The organism is Salinivibrio sp. HTSP (assembly GCF_003390965.1).
In the GTDB taxonomy this organism is placed as follows: domain Bacteria; phylum Pseudomonadota; class Gammaproteobacteria; order Enterobacterales; family Vibrionaceae; genus Salinivibrio; species Salinivibrio kushneri.
The window spans coordinates 1-18802 of sequence record NZ_PXUD01000064.1; the positions used below are offsets into that span (position 1 = coordinate 1).

The 18802-nt window shown below is 49.3% G+C and carries 16 protein-coding genes; 8 read left to right on the forward strand and 8 right to left on the reverse strand.

Annotation, left to right across the window (positions count from 1 at the left end):
* Window positions 1–55: 55 nt before the first annotated feature.
* Window positions 56–1357, reverse strand: coding sequence for an MFS transporter (locus C7A19_RS12035; RefSeq protein ID WP_077459114.1), 1302 nt, complete (start codon window positions 1355–1357; stop codon window positions 56–58).
* A gap of 245 nt (window positions 1358–1602) precedes the next feature.
* Here C7A19_RS12035 and C7A19_RS12040 point away from each other — a divergent pair, with 245 nt between their 5' ends.
* The 4 genes from C7A19_RS12040 (at window position 1603) to C7A19_RS15845 (ending at window position 6800) form a co-directional block, all read left to right on the forward strand.
* Window positions 1603–2790: an NnrS family protein gene (locus C7A19_RS12040; protein ID WP_116644991.1), complete on the forward strand. Its 1188-nt coding sequence runs from the start codon at window positions 1603–1605 to the stop codon at window positions 2788–2790.
* Between the two features lie 294 nt (window positions 2791–3084).
* Window positions 3085–4596 (forward strand): bifunctional diguanylate cyclase/phosphodiesterase, encoded by a 1512-nt coding sequence (locus tag C7A19_RS12045; protein ID WP_116644992.1) that lies wholly within the window; start codon window positions 3085–3087, stop codon window positions 4594–4596.
* Window positions 4597–4818: 222 nt separating this feature from the next.
* On the forward strand, window positions 4819–5142 hold the full coding sequence (locus tag C7A19_RS12055) for a pyridoxal-phosphate dependent enzyme (RefSeq protein WP_116644994.1): 324 nt from the start codon (window positions 4819–4821) through the stop codon (window positions 5140–5142).
* Window positions 5143–5501: 359 nt separating this feature from the next.
* Complete coding sequence (locus C7A19_RS15845) at window positions 5502–6800, forward strand: PAS domain-containing methyl-accepting chemotaxis protein (protein WP_116644995.1); 1299 nt, start codon at window positions 5502–5504, stop codon at window positions 6798–6800.
* Between the two features lie 64 nt (window positions 6801–6864).
* Here C7A19_RS15845 and C7A19_RS12065 read toward each other — a convergent pair whose 3' ends face one another.
* The 5 genes from C7A19_RS12065 to C7A19_RS12085 all read right to left on the reverse strand — a co-directional run bounded on the left by C7A19_RS12065 (window position 6865) and on the right by C7A19_RS12085 (window position 11720).
* Complete coding sequence (locus C7A19_RS12065; protein WP_116644996.1) at window positions 6865–7302, reverse strand: YeeE/YedE family protein; 438 nt, start codon at window positions 7300–7302, stop codon at window positions 6865–6867.
* Window positions 7303–7317: 15 nt separating this feature from the next.
* Entirely contained in the window at window positions 7318–7743 is a 426-nt protein-coding gene (locus tag C7A19_RS12070; RefSeq protein WP_116644997.1) for a YeeE/YedE family protein, read from the reverse strand.
* Between the two features lie 138 nt (window positions 7744–7881).
* Window positions 7882–9624 carry a PAS domain S-box protein gene (locus C7A19_RS12075; protein WP_116644998.1) on the reverse strand — a complete coding sequence of 581 codons (1743 nt, stop codon included), beginning with the start codon at window positions 9622–9624 and terminating at the stop codon, window positions 7882–7884.
* 193 nt (window positions 9625–9817) lie between these two features.
* Window positions 9818–11518 carry an FAD-dependent oxidoreductase gene (locus C7A19_RS12080; RefSeq protein WP_116644999.1) on the reverse strand — a complete coding sequence of 567 codons (1701 nt, stop codon included), beginning with the start codon at window positions 11516–11518 and terminating at the stop codon, window positions 9818–9820.
* A 10-nt stretch (window positions 11519–11528) separates the two neighbouring features.
* A complete protein-coding gene (locus C7A19_RS12085; RefSeq protein ID WP_046075776.1) occupies window positions 11529–11720 on the reverse strand; it encodes a DUF2892 domain-containing protein in 192 nt (63 codons plus the stop codon).
* 198 nt (window positions 11721–11918) lie between these two features.
* On the opposite strand from C7A19_RS12085, the gene C7A19_RS12090 reads away from it, so the two are divergent.
* The 4 genes from C7A19_RS12090 to C7A19_RS12105 all read left to right on the forward strand — a co-directional run bounded on the left by C7A19_RS12090 (window position 11919) and on the right by C7A19_RS12105 (window position 17561).
* The gene (locus C7A19_RS12090) at window positions 11919–12257 is read left to right on the forward strand and encodes a metalloregulator ArsR/SmtB family transcription factor (protein WP_235607553.1); all 339 of its coding nucleotides are present in this window, start codon (window positions 11919–11921) and stop codon (window positions 12255–12257) included.
* A gap of 111 nt (window positions 12258–12368) precedes the next feature.
* Complete coding sequence (locus C7A19_RS12095; RefSeq protein WP_235614301.1) at window positions 12369–15677, forward strand: efflux RND transporter permease subunit; 3309 nt, start codon at window positions 12369–12371, stop codon at window positions 15675–15677.
* Complete coding sequence (locus C7A19_RS12100; protein WP_116645000.1) at window positions 15674–16729, forward strand: efflux RND transporter periplasmic adaptor subunit; 1056 nt, start codon at window positions 15674–15676, stop codon at window positions 16727–16729. Before C7A19_RS12095 ends, C7A19_RS12100 begins: the two co-directional genes overlap by 4 nt.
* 64 nt (window positions 16730–16793) lie before the next feature.
* Window positions 16794–17561 (forward strand): transporter substrate-binding domain-containing protein, encoded by a 768-nt coding sequence (locus tag C7A19_RS12105; RefSeq protein WP_116645001.1) that lies wholly within the window; start codon window positions 16794–16796, stop codon window positions 17559–17561.
* Between the two features lie 66 nt (window positions 17562–17627).
* Here the strand turns inward: C7A19_RS12105 and C7A19_RS12110 are convergent, their stop codons facing one another.
* A complete protein-coding gene (locus C7A19_RS12110) occupies window positions 17628–18359 on the reverse strand; it encodes a transporter substrate-binding domain-containing protein (protein ID WP_116645002.1) in 732 nt (243 codons plus the stop codon).
* A 27-nt stretch (window positions 18360–18386) separates the two neighbouring features.
* Window positions 18387–18802: methyl-accepting chemotaxis protein (locus C7A19_RS12115; protein ID WP_235614302.1), on the reverse strand; the 416-nt coding region annotated here is incomplete at its 5' end.

The window sequence follows — 18802 nt, forward strand, 5'->3', positions numbered from 1 at the left end:
TTTTAAACGTGATCAATGTTAAACCATATGTCGATATTAAATAATATTTTTGTAATTAATTTTCATTGGTGCGGTCTTCTTCAACGGCTTCGATCTCTTCTTCTATTTCCACACCGCGATAAGGCTCACCTTCTTCATCATGTAGTTGATGATCATAGGCCGCTTGTAGGCCAGTGTCCTCAATCACGTCTTCGTCCCACTCTTGTTCGAGCTGACGAGGGTAAAGTGGAGAGATAATGGCAACCACAATGCTGGCGGAGGCAAATACCGAAAAAGCGCCAGCATAACCCATTTTTTCAATCAATAAGCCTAACACCGGAGAGCCGACCGCTTGGCCGAGTGATACGGCCATAAAAGGCAAAACAGGCCCGAGGGATAAGCGCCCGGGGAGAAGTCGGATCCCGGTCATTAGGTACAAGCCAGTTAAACTCATGTAGGCAAGCCCGAACACGAGAGCGGAAAAAAGCGTGATTCCGCTGTTGCCAGGACTGGCGGCAATGAGTGCCATACTTGCCGCCAACATCATTAACATTAATGAATGGGTAATTGGAGGATTGTTACGATCTGCAAGATCTGCGGCTATTGCTCCGCCTAAACCTGCAATGCCAACGGCAACCCATAGCCAAGCGGTTGTATCAGTAGGAAGCGCGCCAAGCGTAATAACCAAATCCGGTGCGAAAATCCAGTACGCGGCAGAGACAAATCCCATCGCGAATGCAAACAACGATAAACGGAACAGCCGCGCCCATTGTAATCGGCTGATCGGTGGCGCAGGAGCGGCATCTGTGGGTGTGACAGGCGAGACAGATGGCAACATCCGCCAGGCGGCTACAATGCCAAGTGTCGCAAGTACTGCAAAAGACAAATAGGCCGTGCGCCAAGCCGATTCGAGCAGCAAAACCACAGGCACAGCAACGACTACACCAATGCTGGTACCCGCATTCATCACTGAACTGACTCTACCGTGCAGCGCGCGATTAACGATAGCCTGCATGGCAGCGGTGAGGGCGGGCATCATCAAGCCGGTGCAAATGCCGCAAGCAAACACACCGACAGCTAGTGAGACACTGTTAGTCGATTGACTGATGACGGCGAGGCCCAGAGCGCCAAATAAACCAGAAACAATTGCAGTGATTCTTGCGCCAATGCGATCGGCAATCAGCGGCGCAAAACCAGTTGCGATCACAAAGCTAATCAACGGCAGGGCACTAATCATACCTATCTGCGAGGGGCTCAGTGCTAAGTCATCGCGGATCGGTGGGACGAACAGCCCGAATGCAAAGCGGGCTAATCCATAGCTTATGGCGATAAGTGCCGCGCCTAGTACCGCAAACTTGCTGCTAGATGGATAGGTCATGGGCCTCCTCATTCTTTGGCTCTGCCAGCTTGAATATTGCACCGGTTGGTGGTGAGAAAATTGTTGTGGTTCATATCGGTTACGTCCAGCTTTTTGATTCGACAACATGGATCTTGGTTACTCAATAACCACAATAACCTTTCTTTTTGTGGCACATTAAGTTGGTTGGGGTTTGTTTAATATCAAAAGTAGTGTTTCCGTGTGTGCTAGGGTGAATAACCCAATTCTGCAGATGGAGCGCTTGAATGTTGTTAAATGTCACCGACAAACAAAAAGAAGATAAGATCCCACCATTGTTCCGGTTGGGATTTCGGCCCTTCTTCCTCTTTGGTGCTCTTTACTCCTGTCTGGTCATTATTATATGGAGTGGGCTGTACACCCATCCTGGGATGGTGTCACTCACGGTGCCTTCGCTTTGGTGGCATGCCCACGAGATGCTGTTTGGCTTTTCAATGGCCATTGTCGGTGGTTTTTTAATGACGGCGGTGCAAAACTGGACGGGTGTGCCAGGTACCCGGGGATCGAAGCTTTTCGCCATTTTTTCATTATGGCTGTTGGCGCGATTGAGCTTCTGGGTGGATGTCCCGGTTTGGGCGAGCCTTGTACTTGATACCCTATTTATGGCCTGTGTGGCATGGTCCTTGGGTTATCGCGTGGTAGTGACTAAGCGTCAACGTAATTATATTTTTATCCCCGTTTTGGCCATCGCGGCTTTACTGAACGCTTTATCTTATGGTGCGTTGTTAGGAGAGGTTGCCCTGCCTATAAACCAAGTTTGGCACAGTACCTTGCTTTGGTTCATGCTGCTTATTAGCGTAATGGGTGGCCGTGTGATCCCGTTTTTCACGGAGAAAAAGTTGGGTATACAGGTGTCCAGCACACCTGTGTGGCTAGAGCGAGCGATTATTGCTGTGTTTGTGCTACTGATTGGCGTCACTTTGGTGTCCGGCACTGACAATATGGCCGCGCGTGGGTTGCTGCTCACAGCGGGCATTGCGCAATGTGTTCGGCTCTATCGCTGGCAAGGCTGGAAAGCATACAAGGTGCCGATGCTGTTTTCGCTTCATCTATTTTATGTCTTTTTACCACTTGGATTGATATTAAAAGCGGTGGTAATTAACCCCTGGGCATCAAACCTTATCTGGCACTTATTCGCGATAGGTGCACTCGGGGGCGTTGTCCTGGCCATGATTGCGCGAGTCACGCTTGGCCATACTGGGCGCAATGTTTATCAGGGCCCCGCTGTTTCGTGGCTGTTCTACGCCTTACTTATTTCTGCACTCGTCCGAGTATTTGGCATCTGGTTTTGGCCGGTGTATACCCTAGAGCTGGTTGCCGTATCAGCACTGCTGTGGACGATTAGCTATGGCTGGTTTGCGGTGCGATTTGGCCCCATGCTGAGCCAAGCACGCGCAGACGGTGCGGCCGGATAATGTGTGACGTTTTACCCGTTTGTGTTGGATTAATGCAAGATGAGTTAACACCCCATCATAGATGCTATAGCTGATAGGCATGGAAGGTGCCTATCAATTACTAGGTTGTTTATTGTCGTTTTTTCTGGCGGACAACGAGCATTCGAACTAGTATGCGTTAAAAACGTTGTCTCATTTTTAATAATGATTTAAAAGAGGCAGAGTTTGATATCACCGTCTTCCCTTTTCGTCACCTTAGGTGGGAGATAGGGTGTCGCAAGCAGGTCGAATGGACGTCATCGCACGGGAACCATAATGAAGAAAACGAACTACTATGCATTGAAGTTGGCGTTTACCTATTTCTTTTTTGCGACTTTGTGGATCCTTTTTTCCGATCGCGTGGTGACTGCGTTGGCAACGAATCTAGAGATGCATGAATTAGGACAAGCATTCAAAGGGCATTTCTTTGTGGTGGTGACGTCGATGATGCTCTGGAGCCTGGCGAGAAAGAATAACCTAGCGTTAGAGCGAGCGAGTGATATTGATAGTGTTACAGGGTTGCACAGCCCTTCAGTCTTTATGCGGCATGTGGATACTTTGCTTGCCCCACGGGATCAACAAACCTCGTATGTTTTGGTGATTATCGACATTGATGGATTTACATCACTCACCAATAAACTTGGGTTTGAACGTACTAATCACCTATTGTCTGATATGGCACATGCCATTGAGGTATCAACGCTATTAGATAAGCTTACTTCGCGTGTCCATGCAGACCGCTTTGCCTGCCTTGTTGCGTTAGACGGTGCCAGCGATATGGCGCTCTATATTGATAGACTACACCGTGAATGTCATCGACATTTACAACGATACGAGCAACAGGCGACCTGTTCGATAGGGGTGGCGTTATTCGGGCCAGATGGTGACGATGCTGCCACCTTGATGACGGCGGCTACGCGTGCGCTTAATGAGGCTAAAAAACGCAAAAACACCGTAACCTATCATGATATGCACTTAACCGAGCAAGCCCAAAAGCGCAGGCAGCTCGTTTCTGCACTCAGAGTTGCAATCAATAACAAAGAGATTGAGGTTGTCTTTCAACCGCAGTATCGCCTGACGTCGGGCGAATTAAGCGGCTTAGAAGTATTGGCGAGATGGACCCATGAAACCTATGGTGTGGTGCCACCGAGTACGTTTATCACGCTCGCCGAAGAACAGGGTTTTTGCGAGGACCTAACGGCGCTCGTACTCGAAAAAGCTGCCAATCAGCTACGCGATAGTGACCTGTTGGGAACTGTTATTCAGCGTGTGTCGGTGAATATTTCTGCGGTTGAGTTTAATAGCCAGAGTGCGATCCGGCGTATTGATGATTACTTGAAATTGAACCCAGAATTCGCGCGTTACCTGTGCCTAGAAATAACCGAAACCGCAGCACTTGATGATATTCTCGAGTGCGCGCGAGTGGTCGATATCCTCAAACGCCATGGCGTGGCCTTCTCCATTGATGACTTTGGTGTGGGGTATACCTCTTTGGGAATGTTTAATCGGATTAATGTCGATGAAATCAAGATTGATCGCAGCTTCATCCAATCGATGGAAACCGATAGCCGTGCTAAAGCGATCACGGCCGGCATTATCGATATTACCAAACGCCTAGAAATCAACGTGGTCGCTGAAGGTGTGGAAACGGCCACGCAACTAGCATTGTTAAAAAGCTTTGGTTGCGAATATGTGCAAGGGTATTACTTGGGTTATCCTTCTACGCTATCCGAATTGAAAGTGGCGATGCCTGTCCGAAAGGTAAACGCTAAAATAGATAACTCATAAAGCACCGCCAACATCCACTCGATAAATCACCTAAATATCATACACCAAGCTATCTGCCGCTAAGAATGGCCAATTGAGGCGGTGCGGCTCTGTGTCTGTGCCGTAACGCGGGTGACATCGCGATCGCCAAACAGGATCTGGCCGCCATAAAGCAGCAAATAGAGTAAACCTGCGACCACGGGGGACACGGCAAACGGTAAATCAACCTCGCAGTACCTAAAAATGCCCCGCCCCGCGATTAAAACCATTGGGTTACAGCCTACCGAGGGGAGCGCGATTCCTGGTATTCGGCGCTGGCCGGCTGAGTATTTACCGGGTATCTATACCGATGAAAATATTGATGAGGTGATAGATATTTCTGAGCAAGAGGCGAAAGAGACCGCGCGTGCCCTCGCCAGAGAAGAGGGTATATGTGCAGGTGTTAGCTCGGGTGGTGCGGTGTTTGCGGCCCTGCAAGTCGCCAAAGATGAACCCGGCTCTGTAGTGGTGGCCATTGTTTGCGATCGCGGCGATCGGTATTTGTCGTCGGGGTTGTTTTCTTCGTAATAGTCAGTCGGCATCTCATTCAATAGTATGAGTGCAATGGGTGGCGCAATAAGCATTACACCATTCATTGATACAGTGGCTGCTTTGTTGGATGGTTTGGCAAACTAAACATACAAAAAATAATTATTCATCCTATTGTTTAGCATGGTTTTTATTATTTACTTACATAATTGACACCTATCATGCTTGTTCATTAAAAAGTCTGACTGGTGTAACCATGGTGATTCGCTATGCTATTTGATATGACGCGAATAGACGTCATTTAACATGCTCTCAAGCGCTCATGTGGATTGGCTAGCCACAGCAGATGAGAAGCGCAAGGAGCAAAAATATGGGCCTAGAGGTAATAGGGAGCCACCATGATGTTTAATCAAACAAAACGCTTGCTTGCCGAGAGTGAGAAAAATAGAGAGCATCTAGAGATAGAGCTAGATGCGATTAACGAAAGTGTTGCCACCATTACATTCTCGACAGATGGAACTGTCCTTAATTGTAACCAGTTGCTGTTGGATATTATCGGTTATGAGTTTGAAGAGGTTGTTGGGCAACACCACTCTGCGATCTGTTTTCCTGAAACCTCGCAGTCTCAAGAATACCGAGATTTTTGGGCGCGGCTCGGTCAGGGTGAAAGACAAAAGGGAGTTGTCCGGCGCCGACATAAAAATGGTAACGAAATTTGGATGGATGCGACCTATTTTCCGGTTAAAGACAAGACCGGAAAAGTGATTAAAGTCCGCAAAATCGCGTCGGACGTGACGCGGATCCACCAAGAAAAAACTAAAAAAGAGGCCTTATTTACAGCCCTTGATCGTTCAATGGCGGCCATCATTTTTACCCCTCAAGGTAACATTATCCATGCTAACGACAACTTTTTAGCCACAATGGGGTATGAATTAGATGATATTGTAGGCCAGCATCATCGTATGTTCTGTGACGCAGAATTTTATGAGAAAAACCCGGCTTTCTGGGCAGAGCTAGAAAGTGGACAATTTAAAAGCGGGCAGTATCAACGCCGTGATAAATTTGGTAACGAAATCTGGTTAGAGGCCACCTATAACCCAATATTCGGTGATAGTGGACGTGTTGAGAAAGTGGTGAAATTTGCCTCAAATATCACCACTAGAGTGCAGAAAAGCCACGCAGTCTCACAAGCTGCTGATCTCGCTCATCACTCGTCAGCCGCAACACTTCAACATGTTGAGGGTGGTAGTGCCTTGCTCAAAGAGGCCGTTGACATTACGAGTCATGTCACTGAAAAAATGCAATCAACGGCAGAGCAGCTCCACCAACTGACTGAGCACGCACAGAGCATTGAAGAGATCGTGACCACTATCAATCAAATTGCCGAACAAACCAACTTACTCGCCCTGAATGCGGCGATTGAAGCGGCAAGAGCCGGCGAGATGGGCAGAGGCTTTGCGGTAGTTGCAGACGAAGTAAGAAGTTTGGCCAAACGTACCAGTGAATCGACAACGCAAATCGCAAATGTTGTCGATGAAAATAGAAAATTGACTCAGGGAGTGAGTGAGTCGATGGAAGAAGTCGTCGCAGAATCCGAACAGAGCCGAGAAAAGATTACGGCAGCGGAAGCCGTGATGCGCGATATTTATGCTGGCGCTGAGGAAGTCTCAGATACGGTTCAACGCCTCGCCACTTAGTGTGGAATACTAGCGCCCTATCGCGAAAATGAATAATGAGGGCGCAGCATCCCTTGATCGCTCTTTAAGCGTTTAATGGCGAGGGCGCTCGTGGCCGCTGAAGGTAGGCGACAAGCCGCATTCCGACTAGCATGCTAATCACAAATAAGCTTATCGGTAGTGCACCAGAGCCAATGGCCGTGATTGCCGGGCCTGGGCAAAGTCCGGCGAGTCCCCAGCCGGTGCCAAAGAGTAATGCACCGCCGATGAGTTTTTTATCAATCTTTCGCGTTTTGGGCAGGCAAAATTGATCGGCCAGTATGGGTTTTTGCTGCTGGCGTATGGCCAAAAAGTAACCGGGAACAAAGATCAGCAGCGCACCGCCCATCACAAATGCAAGGCTGGGATCCCACTGGCCGAACACATCCAAAAAGCCAATCACCTTCGCGGGATTGACCATGCCTGACACCATCATACCCACACCGAAGATAAAGCCTGAGAGTAAAGCAATAAGGCGAAACATAAGCGATAAACGTCCTTAAAGATATAAACGAACAAAAACAGTGACAAAGGCAGCACTCATAAAAGTGAGCGTTGCCACGATTGACCGTTTCGATAAGCGACCCATGCCACAAATGCCATGACCACTGGTACAGCCGTTACCTAATCGAGTGCCTATTCCGACCAGCAACCCCGCGAGTACGGCAATCATAGGTGTGAGTGTAGGCGCAAGGTTTGTGTCGTTAGGTAATTCAAAACCGATAAATGGCATCAAGATGCCAGCACTGACCATCCCTAGCAAAAACAAACCTCGCCATTGTGCTTCATGGACATTCGATGACAATGCGCCTGACACAATACCGCTGATCCCGGCAATACGGCCATTAAGCGCTAATAGTGCCAGACAGGCTGCACCAACCAGCATGCCACCAAATAGGGCATCCCATGGGATAGGGAACGTCATGATTTCCTCTCGATGACTCAAAACAGGTTACAATTAAATAAGACAGGTAGCATACTGAGATTTTTGCATGAGTCAATGCTAATTTAGTTTTTGCGTGAATAAATGGTGCGAGTGTTGGCTCTTGGGCTTCTCGGCGTTCTAGCTCTCTATGTCATTCAACAAGGTGGCCAGTTCATCAATACTTTGCACGGTACTTTCCACTAATTCACTAATCTGTTTACTCGACTGATGAGAGCTTTGGGCTAACTGACGAACCTCATCGGCGACCACGGCAAAACCACGCCCAAGCTCACCCGCGCGAGCGGCCTCTATGGCGGCGTTGAGTGCGAGTAAGTTAGTGCGCTCTGAAATGTTGTTGATGGTATCAATGATTTTCATGACCTCTTGGCTGGACTGAGAGACGGACTGCATTGATGTTTGTGTTTTTGCGACTGTTTTACGCCGCGTACTGATATCGATACCGAACATGACATAATTGAGTATGTTGCCGGATAAATCTTTAAGTACACAGATTCTCGCATCAATCGCCAGTTGGTCATGTTGACCATCAAACTCGATCAACGCCGAAGCATGCCCTTGTTCATCAATCGCTTCTTTTAATTCGTGAGTAATTTTATGATAAATAGAACGTGACGCGTCGTCACACGACTTATCAATCTGTTTTAGTGCCTCTTCAAATAAGGGGTTCACGGAATCAAGCTTGCCAGTCGCGTCAATCTCCATAATGACGAGCGCGCCGCCAATAGCATCCAGTTTGCGGGTGAAATCTAAATAGGTTTGCTTGACTTGCGTAATATTGGCTTGTACCGATATAAAATGGGTTAGTTGGTTTTGATTATCCCAAACAGGGTTTATCGATAAGGAGATCCAGTAGGGCTCGCCATCCTTATTATAATTCAATATTTCGTCATAGAAGGGTTCACAACGTGATAAATGATCGCGGATATTTTGTATGGTTTGGGGGTCGGTATCTTTACCTTGTAAAACATGTCCTGGCTTTTTCCCTTCCATTTCATTAAATGTATAGCCTGACATATCTTCGAAGCCGCGATTAACGTATACCACCTCACCCTTTGGGTTCGCCACCACAACGGCATTGTCGGTTTCGTTAGCGACCATGGACAGTAATTGCATTTCTTCGCGACGTCTTACTGCTTCCGTAACATCTTTGACAAATGCGGTATAGAGTGTCCGGTTATCCAGACGTATCTTAGACAGTGACAGTTGTCCCCAGAGGCGATGACCGTCTTTGTGTTCAATTTCGACTTCTCGACTTGTCCCGACAATTTTGTCTTCTCCGGTTTTGCGGTTCCTATCAATATATTCATCATGAGTAGACTGAATTGCTTGCGGGACCAGCATTTTAACGTTCTTACCCTGAACCTCTTCTTTGCTGTATCCCCACAACTGCTCGGCCGCTTTGTTATAAAAAGTGATACAGTTGTGTTCATTTATGCACACGACTGCATCAAGCGCTTGCTCGAGCGTTTGGGTCATCATCTCTCGTGCCTCTCGTTCCGCGGTCACATCACGAACAAAGGCGGTGTAATGGATTTTGCCAGCGACACGTATCTTGGATAACGACAGTTGTACCCAAGTCAATGCGCCATCTTTCCGCTTGAGCTGCACTTCCCGAGAGCGTCCGACGATACGATCCTCCCCGCCCTCTCTGTGTCGATTAACATAACTATCATGATCAGCTTGCAGTTCGGTAGGGATCAGCATCGCCACGTTTTTACCTAATACCTCGTTCGCGGCGTATCCCCATATATCCTCTGCGGCTTGATTAAAAAAGGTGATGTTATTGTGATGATCAATCGTGACAACGGCGATAATGGCTTGCTCAAGTGCTTGTAAATGAGTGTTAGAGCGACCTAGCATAGTTATCCTCTTGCTCAAAACGGGAAATGAGACTCAGTGGAGTGATGTCGTGACATCATGCATGAATTTAATGACTAAAAGCCTTACAACTAATCATGACAATAGTTAAGATATAAACGAGGTAGGGGAGATTTTCCAATAAATAAAAGCACGAACGGGGGCTCGTGCTTTTTGACAGGGATTGTCTGAATGGTTAGGCGGTGGCGAATTTGTAGGTGCGATAGCCCCCAATTAAGTTGCGAGCTTTAAAACCATGATTGACTAACTGGCGGTAGGCGACGTTGCCTCTGAGACCGACCTGACAGTAAATCAAAATTTCTTTGTCTTTGGGCAGTTCATCGATGCGTCCACGCAGTTCGTCTACCGGAATATGGATATCACCATCGATATACTGACCGTTTTCGCGCTCGGGGGCATTACGCACATCCAGCAGCACTTGATCATCACGCAGTGCACCTAACTCGTGGTAATGAATCGCTTTAGCGTCACCCTTAATGAGGTTAGTTGCTACAAAGGCCGCTTGATTAATCACATCTTTAGCACTGCCATACGGCGGCGCGTAGGTGAGTTCTAGATGTTGGAGTTGCTCAACGGTCATGCCGGCACGTTGTGCTACGGCCATGACATCAATGCGTTTATCAATGCCGTCTTTGCCCACCGCTTGTGCGCCTAAAATAGCGCCCGTATCCGGGGAAAACAGCAGCTTAAATGAGACAATCTCTGCGCCGGGATAATAACCCGCATGACTGGCGGCGTGAACATAGACCTTTTGGTAGTCGATATCAGCGTGCTTGAGTTGTTTCTCGTTTTGGCCCACTGAGGCGATCGCAAGATCGAATACTTTACAGATAGCGGTGCCTTGGGTGCCGAGATAATGCTCAGTGCTGCCTAGCATGTTGTCAGCGGCCATGCGCCCTTGACGGTTTGCTGGGCCAGCCAATGGCACCAACGTCGGCTTGTGAGTGACAAAGTCAATCTCTTCCACCGCATCGCCGACGGCGTAAATATCGGGGTCTTGGGTCTGCATGGTGCTGTTGACCACAATCCCGCCTTTTTCACCAATGGCAAGTCCCGCCTGTTGCGCCAGCGTGACTTCAGGCTTAACGCCAACGGCCATGATCAACAATTCAGTATGCAGCGTGTCACCATTATTGAGCGTGAGGCTCAGTGAACCTTCTAAGTGTTGCGGCTCACTAGGCTCGCCGGCATCATCACTGGCGACATGCGTGGTAGGAATAAACTCGGCGGACTCCAGCGCGGTGCCTAAACGTAAGTCGACCTCTTGGTCGCGAATGGTTTGATGGACAAACCCCGCCATTTCGCGGTCGACGGGCGTCATCACCTGATCGGCCATCTCTAATAGAGTGGTTTTAATTCCGCGTTGATGCAGCGCTTCCATCATCTCAAGGCCAATAAAACCCCCGCCAACGACAGTCGCATGGCTGGGGTTATTCATATCAATGGTATGCAGAATCGCATCCATATCTGGAATATTGCGAAGTGAGTGAGTCAGCGGGTTATCTAAGCCAGGAATAGGCGGCATGATGGGGGCCGCACCTGGGCTTAACAGTAACTTGTCGTAGCCTTCTTGATAATCGCTGCCATCGGCACGGGTGACGGTGACGGTTTTGGCCTCGCGGTTAATCGCGGTGACTGTGCTATTGATGCGCACATCCACATTAAAGCGGGCGCGAAAACTGTCCGGGGTTTGCAGCAAGAGTTTACTGCGGTCGGTAATGTCACCCCCGATATGATAAGGCAAACCACAGTTAGCGAACGAGACGTAAGGACCCCGCTCGAACATGATAATTTCGGCTTCTTCACTTAAACGACGGGCGCGAGCGGCGGCAGAAGCGCCACCGGCGACGCCGCCAATAATCACGATTTTGGTCATTATGACTCCATTAAGCGTTGCTTAGTCCAAGTTTTTTCAGGAAAAAGGCAGCCGGACAAATCCCTGTAAACGCACTTTGGATCAGGTTTACGCCAACGAAAACGGTTAGCCAAACAAATTGGCTATGAACTGTGAGGGTAAGCACGACAGAAAGTAGCACCATCATGCCAGCGATTACGCGTACGCCATTATCGATTGTCATAGCAAGACTCCTTTGCATTACCTATACGATTACCCGACAGACCGAACCGCTTTGGCTCGAACGCCTTCAGTGTTTGTCGGCACTAGGGACACTCTAGAAGTTATATTTAGAAAAGTCTAATAATAATTTAACTAAATTAGAATTGACTAAACAAAATGGCGCGCTAAGCTATGGGTATTGGCAAAAAAGGAGTGAGCGATGGCAGAGTCAAGTGTGCCGATTGAGGCAGAAAGCGTACCGGATATGGACATCGTTGCCATGCGTGAGCAAGCGTCTCTAGTGGCGACCATGTTGAAAGTAATGGCGCACCCTGAGCGATTAATTGTGCTATGCCAGCTTTTGGCGGGAGAGCGCTCCGTAGGGCAATTACTGCAAGGGTCGTGCTTGAGTCAATCGGCGTTTTCTCAGCACCTTAGTGTGTTAAAGCGGCATCAACTGGTCAAGGTACGTAAGTCATCGCAGCAGGTGTTTTATCAGCTCAATGACCCCCACGTCGCGGCGATTATCGCCACCTTACAGCGGCTCTATTGTGTCTGAATCTGAGTGGTCAGCACACATTCATTGCCAGTTGATGTGCTAGGTTAATTAACCGTCACCTTTTTATCTGTCGTTTTCTTGTCGTTACTGTCATCAGCTAAAGGATCGAATATGCGAGATGCTCAGCCACAAGGTCAGCTGATCACCCGAGTGATGAACAGCTTCTTCCCGCCCATCCTCATAGTGCTCGCGCTGCTGGTGGGGGCGGCAGCACTGTGGCTCACTCCCAAAGAAGAAGATCCGCAAATTGTCGTCCCCATGGCGGATATAGTGGTGCAAGCGCCCGGTTTGAGTGCCCCGCAAGTGGCGAAGCAGGTGACGCAGCCTCTGGAGAAAAAAGTCAGCCAAATTGATGGGGTGGAGTATGTGTATTCCACCACCCAAGCCGGTTCCGCGCTGGTCACGGTGCGCTTTTACGTTGGCGAAGATCGCGAGTCTGCCTTGGTGAAACTGTATAACAAGCTCTATGCCAATCAAGACGCGATCCCAGCTGCCGTGAGCGAGTGGGCGATTAAGCCTGTGGAAATTGATGATGTGCCGATTGTGATTGCGGCGCTGCGTAGCGACAAACCTGACCAGCTCGGCCATTATGCGCTGCGACGCATTGCCGAGCAGGCGACCTTGGATCTAAAAGCCCTTCCCGAAACCAATGCGGTGAAGGTGGTGGGCGGCGTGCCGCGTCAGGTGTTGATCACGCTCGACCCTGCCGCCATGGCTAGCTATCAGATCAGTGTGTCTGATCTCACCAATGCCTTTTCGTTGAGCCATCAAAAGCGTGATATTGGCGATATTCAACATCAGGGTGAGCGCTATTTACTAAAAACCGGCCAGTGGTATCAAAGCCTGGAGGAGATACGCCATTTAGTGGTGGCGGTGGTGAATGGCAAACCTGTGTACCTGCAGGATGTGGCCAAGTTATCGGACGGCGCGCAAGAGCCCGCCACAGATACGTGGATCCAATCGACCGATGATAGCCAGCCGCATCCCGCGGTGTTTCTCTCGGTGGCGAAGCAAAAAGGCGCCAACGCGGTAACCGTGGCCGAGGATGTCACCGCCACGCTCAATCATTTGGTCGCCACGCAATTTCCCGATGGCGTAAGCGTCGAGATCATTCGCAATTACGGCCAAACCGCCGATGCCAAAGTGAAAAACTTGGTGTCCAGCCTCGGTATTGCGGTGCTCACCGTGGTGGTCTTTGTTGGTTTATTCTTAAACTGGCGCAGTGCCTTAGTGGTGGCGATTGCGATCCCAATCAGTTATGGCGCGGCATTAGGGCTGGATTTAGCCTTTGGCTACTCAATTAACCGCGTCACCTTGTTTGCGTTAATCTTGGCGCTAGGGCTGATTGTTGATGATCCGATTGCCAGTATCGACAACATTGAACGGCACCTGACCCATGATAATAAGCCGCGTGGCCGCACGATTGTGCTGGCGATGTTGGAAATCAAACGCGCATTGATCATGTCGACCGTGGCGATTGTGATTGTGTTCACCCCGATGTTTTTTATCACCGGCATGATGGGGCCATATATGGCACCGCTGGCATTCAATGTGCCGGTCAGTGTGGTGATCAGTACCTTAGTGGCGTTTTTAGTCACCCCTTGGCTCGCCAAAAAAATTGTTCGCGCGTCCAATAAAGGTGATGACTATCGCCTTGAGACCACGCCGCTGTACCGTGGCTATCGGCGCGTGTTGCTGCCATTGTTGGAAAACAATCGTCGCGCTAAAGCGTTTTTGTGGATAGTGGGCGTGTTGTTTGTCATTGCCGCCCTGTTGCCTGCGTTGCGCCTCGTACCGCTTAAGCTGTTGCCGTATGACAATAAAAACGAGTTCCAGGTGGTACTGGATTTACCGGAAACCGCTAATCATGTCGATACCTCCAATGCGCTGCGAGAGATGAACCGTTACCTACAAACGCAAGCCGAGGTGGTATCGGTATCCGGCTTTGCCGGGCTCGCTTCACCGATGGATTTTAATGGCATGGTGCGCCATTACTTTACTCGTCATGCGCCTTACCAAGGTGAACTGCGGGTAGTGCTGGTGGATAAGCACCGGCGCGCGTTGCAATCACATGGCGTGGTGACACGCATGCGTGATGAGTTAGAAGCCATCGCAGCAAAATATGATGCCGAAGTGCAATTAGTGGAAATGCCGCCGGGGCCGCCTGTGCTGGCAACCATTGTCGCCGAAGTGTATGGCTCACCAAGCACGCCGTATTCAACCCTGCAAGCGCAAGCGACTCAGGTAGCAGAGCGATTAAAGCGTGAAGCCTTGGTGTCAGAAGTGAGCACCAGTGTTCAAGGACCTCTATCGAGCTGGCAGTTTGTCGTAGACCAAGAAAAAGCCGCCTTGTCAGGTGTTGCGGTGGCCGATATTAACCAAGCGCTCAGGGCCGCGAACCAAGGGGTTACACTGGCCCATTTGGCCGATGCCGATGAAATGGATCCTTTGCCCGTCACATTGCAACTTGCAGCGGACGCCCGTGATCAACTGGATGCGCTGCTCGCCCTGCATGTACGTGGTCGCGCAGGGGTGGCGAAACAATCGGTTCAAGGTGCCTTGGTGGATGCGCCGCAGCCGCTGGTCGCGTTGAGTGAACTCGGCCATTTTGAGCGGCAACCGGTTGATCAGCCTATTTATCATAAGAATTTACGCCCCGTCGTGTATGTGTATGCCGAACCCACTGGAAGGGTACCGGGCGAGGTAGTCGCCGACATGATGGCTGATTTTAATCAACCTGAGTCGGACAGTACTCGCCCGCTATCAGCGCGTAGTTATCTGGATAATGGCGCGGGTGATGGTTGGCAGGTGCGTGACGGTATCGAGGTGGTATGGAGTGGTGAAGGAGAGTGGAAGATCACCATTGATGTCTTCCGTGATCTGGGGATTGCGTATGGTGCGGCACTACTGGGCGTCTTTATAGTGATGCTGATACAAACCGGGCTACCGGCGGTGTCAGGCATTATTATGCTTGCAATTCCACTGACCGTGATTGGCATTATGCCAGGCTTTTGGTTGCTCAATGGTTTGAGCGGTCAGATCAGCGGCTATCCAAATCCGGCGCTGTTCACCGCCACCGCGATGATTGGCATGATTGCACTGGCGGGGATCGTGGTACGCAACTCATTGGTATTGATTGAGTTTATTCAACAGTCACTCGCTCAAGGTATGGCGCTGAGTGAAGCCTTAGTACAAGCGGGCGCAGTGCGAATGCGGCCCATTTTACTCACCGCCGGCACCACCTTATTGGGGAATGTGATTATCACCCTCGACCCGATTTTTAATGGGTTAGCCTGGGCGATTATTTTCGGTATTGCCGCGTCTACCGTATTTACCTTGCTGGTTGTGCCCGTGGTGTACAACCTTGCGTATCAAAATCATCCCACCCACGGCCTATCAGTAGAAGGAGAGCATGCATGAAGGCAAAAAAAGGCGTACTCGCACTGGTGCTAGGCACTGGGCTATTGGTGTTGTTTTTGGTGATGGCTGGGGTGTTTACCTCGAATGTCGCGCCCGTCTCGACATTGAACGAGACACCGGACAACGTTGAGACGCTAACGCTTGAGGCGGCCGAACAGCCACAAACCCGCATTTTTTCCGGCCAGTTGGAGGCAAGACAGACGGCAACCTTAGCGGCGCGAATGACCGCAACCGTTGCAGAAGTGCTGGTTGATGTCGGCGACCGCGTTGAGCAAGGGGATGTGTTGCTGCGTTTGGATAATGCCGATCTCAGTGCCAAAGTCCGCCAAGTTCAACAAGCCTTGGCCTCGGCGCAATCGCAATTGAATACCGCGCGCAGTGACTACCGCCGCATGGAGACCTTGTTGGCGAAAAAGCTGGTGCCACAATCTCAATTCGATGAGGCGGAGAATCGCTTAAAAACGGCGCAGTCTGAATACCGTCGTGCCCTTGCTGCGGTGGATGAGGCTGAAACCCAATTTGGCTTTAGTCTGGTGCGCGCGCCGTTTTCAGGGCTGATCACCGATAAAATCATCAACCAAGGTGATACGGCGACACCGGGTGCGGCGCTGCTATCCCTGTACAACCCTGAAAGCATTGAAGCGACGGTCAATGTGGCGGAATCTGCGTTACCCTATGTCGACATCGGTCAATCGTTAACGGTTACGCTCCCGACCTATGATAAAACTCTTACGGGCGTGGTGCGCACTGTGACACCGGCTGCCGATGCCACGTCACGCAGTTATCGTGTTGCCGTGACACTGCCAAACACGGAGGCGAGTGATACTTTGCTACCAGGAATGTTTGCAAAAGTGACCGTGTCACAAAAAGCCGAGCCAGTGCTTTATCTACCGAGCAATGCGTATTATCAAATTGGACAACTTAACTATGTGAAGGTGCTTGACGCGGGTGAGGTGAGAACACGGCTGGTATCGCTCACACAGCAAGGGCGCGTGCGTAAGGGGTTAAAGCCTGGCGAAGTGGTGATCATAAATCCTAAAAAAACTCAGTAATTCAGGTCGCGTCATAGTGAATATCATCAATACTTAAAGTGAGTTTTCCCAAAAGGAGTTCACTATGAAAGTTGCTTTAATCTCTGCTTCGGCCTTAGCTGGCAGCTTACTATCAGGGCCAGCTATGGCACTCGATATCTCATCGCTTAAAGTGTGTGGTGATGGGGCAAATTGGCCACCTTTTCACTATAAAAAAGGCGAAACTATCGAAGGCTATGACATTGATGTCCTCAATGCCATCTTTCAAGACAGCGGTGTAGATGTATCGGTAGATTTACCGCCGTGGAAGCGGTGCGTTTTTGAGACAAAAGCAGGCAACTACGATATTGCCCTCAGTGCATCTTACAGTGAAGAGCGCGATCGTGATTTTATCTTAACTGACTATTATTACAAGCTGCAGCCCAGCTATATTTATTCAACTCAACAATATCCGAATGGCCTGAATATCGAGACAGCGGATGATATTAATGAGCTGCGTATGTGTGGTCTATTGGGCTATAACTACATAGGATTCAGTGTCGATGATAGCCAGGTGAGGAAGTCAGCAAAAGACTTTAAGCAGCTGGTAAAACAGACGCAAGCAGGGCGCTGTGATGTATTTTTAGCACGCTACGAGATACTCGCAGGGTTCAAAGCGGCACAAGGCATTGATTATCTCGCTGGCGGGATGCAAGTCGAGCCGATTCCGGGAAACAGTGGTGATAAGTTTCACATGATGATCTCGCGTGAGCACCCAGAAGCCATGGAAATAAAAGCCACGCTGGATGCCGGATTTGAGTCGATGCGTGAATCTGGAAAACTACAAGCTGTCTTGGATGCTTATATAAAATAGCGGATCGGCTTTACTCGTTCAGTGACAAAGAGGTGCAATGACACCTCTTTTTCGATCATCAAAATATTAATCAACACCGTATTTTTTCAGGATTTTTTCAAACGTGCCATTCGCTTTAATCGTCTCTAGCCCTTTGTTGTAGGCATTGATAAACATCTGGCTGTCGGGGTTAGCTTTGCCACTAGTAACATATAAAGGGTTGGTTGAAAGCGCTTGGTCAGTAAAGGCAAACTGGTGACTATCAATCGCTTCTTCTTGCATCACTGATTGGGCGACGATCTTATCTTCCAAGGTCAGATCAATACGGCTGGCGAGCAGCTTTTTCAAATTAGTCGCTAAGTTGTTGGCCGCAGGTTTATCAAAATGCGTCGCATTTAAAAATGCATCGCCGTAGCCATAACCCCGTACAACCCCGACCACTTTGCCCTCTAGATCATTTAAATCAGAGAACTGAAAGTTGTCATCAGCACGTTTAATAAAGGCGAGTTGGTTGCTCATATAAGGGTTGCTGTAACGCAGATACTGAGTGCGTGCGTCGGTATGCCAAGTGGCGGGCAATAAGTCGATACTGCCATTGCGAACGGCATCAAGCGCACGCGCCCATGGCATATTTTTAAAGTCGACTTCATAGCCTTGAGTAACCATCGCTGCTTTGACAAGCTCGATAGCAATACCTGGCCTGTCAGGATCTTCGGTCACAAAGGGTGGCCACGGATCTTGCGCTGCTGTCAGCGTTCTTGCCATCGCACTAGGTACCAGTAATAATATTGCCAAGCTAACGGTAAACAGCTTTTGCATGTTCTCTCCTTGTTATTATTTCTTTGATTACGTTTTAAATTTCTCCATTTGTACTTTGATGTCTTCACTCAGGGTAAGTACTTTGTCGGTGCGCGTGGCATTATCTTTCGCCCCTTCTGTAACCTGATTAGTCGCTTCTGAGGCCTCATTGATTGCTTGACTGACTTCATCAATGGCTTGACGCTGCTCATCGGTTGCTTGCGAAATTTGTCCGCTACGCTCGGAAATATCCGTGATGGTTTCGCGCACTTGACTGACTGATTCTTGTGATTCAGACACGCGTCCGGCGGTATTTTCTAAGATACTACCAATGCGTTTAATTTCTTTTTCTACCGATTCAGTGGCCTCACTCAAGGATTTGATGTTGGATTGAATTTGCTCGGTAGATTCACTGGTTTTGACTGAAAGACTGCGCACTTCGTCAGCCACCACCGCAAAGCCTC

What these genes read in the sequence shown, in the direction of transcription:
- C7A19_RS12035 (WP_077459114.1), bottom strand. Translation starts at nt 1,357, where the DNA reads ATGACCTATCCATCTAGCAGCAAGTTTGCGGTACTAGGCGCGGCACTT.
- C7A19_RS12040 (WP_116644991.1), top strand. Translation starts at nt 1,603, where the DNA reads ATGTTGTTAAATGTCACCGACAAACAAAAAGAAGATAAGATCCCACCA.
- C7A19_RS12045 (WP_116644992.1), top strand. Translation starts at nt 3,085, where the DNA reads ATGAAGAAAACGAACTACTATGCATTGAAGTTGGCGTTTACCTATTTC.
- C7A19_RS12055 (WP_116644994.1), top strand. Translation starts at nt 4,819, where the DNA reads ATGCCCCGCCCCGCGATTAAAACCATTGGGTTACAGCCTACCGAGGGG.
- C7A19_RS15845 (WP_116644995.1), top strand. Translation starts at nt 5,502, where the DNA reads ATGATGTTTAATCAAACAAAACGCTTGCTTGCCGAGAGTGAGAAAAAT.
- C7A19_RS12065 (WP_116644996.1), bottom strand. Translation starts at nt 7,302, where the DNA reads ATGTTTCGCCTTATTGCTTTACTCTCAGGCTTTATCTTCGGTGTGGGT.
- C7A19_RS12070 (WP_116644997.1), bottom strand. Translation starts at nt 7,743, where the DNA reads ATGACGTTCCCTATCCCATGGGATGCCCTATTTGGTGGCATGCTGGTT.
- C7A19_RS12075 (WP_116644998.1), bottom strand. Translation starts at nt 9,624, where the DNA reads ATGCTAGGTCGCTCTAACACTCATTTACAAGCACTTGAGCAAGCCATT.
- C7A19_RS12080 (WP_116644999.1), bottom strand. Translation starts at nt 11,518, where the DNA reads ATGACCAAAATCGTGATTATTGGCGGCGTCGCCGGTGGCGCTTCTGCC.
- C7A19_RS12085 (WP_046075776.1), bottom strand. Translation starts at nt 11,720, where the DNA reads ATGACAATCGATAATGGCGTACGCGTAATCGCTGGCATGATGGTGCTA.
- C7A19_RS12090 (WP_235607553.1), top strand. Translation starts at nt 11,919, where the DNA reads ATGGCAGAGTCAAGTGTGCCGATTGAGGCAGAAAGCGTACCGGATATG.
- C7A19_RS12095 (WP_235614301.1), top strand. Translation starts at nt 12,369, where the DNA reads ATGCGAGATGCTCAGCCACAAGGTCAGCTGATCACCCGAGTGATGAAC.
- C7A19_RS12100 (WP_116645000.1), top strand. Translation starts at nt 15,674, where the DNA reads ATGAAGGCAAAAAAAGGCGTACTCGCACTGGTGCTAGGCACTGGGCTA.
- C7A19_RS12105 (WP_116645001.1), top strand. Translation starts at nt 16,794, where the DNA reads ATGAAAGTTGCTTTAATCTCTGCTTCGGCCTTAGCTGGCAGCTTACTA.
- C7A19_RS12110 (WP_116645002.1), bottom strand. Translation starts at nt 18,359, where the DNA reads ATGCAAAAGCTGTTTACCGTTAGCTTGGCAATATTATTACTGGTACCT.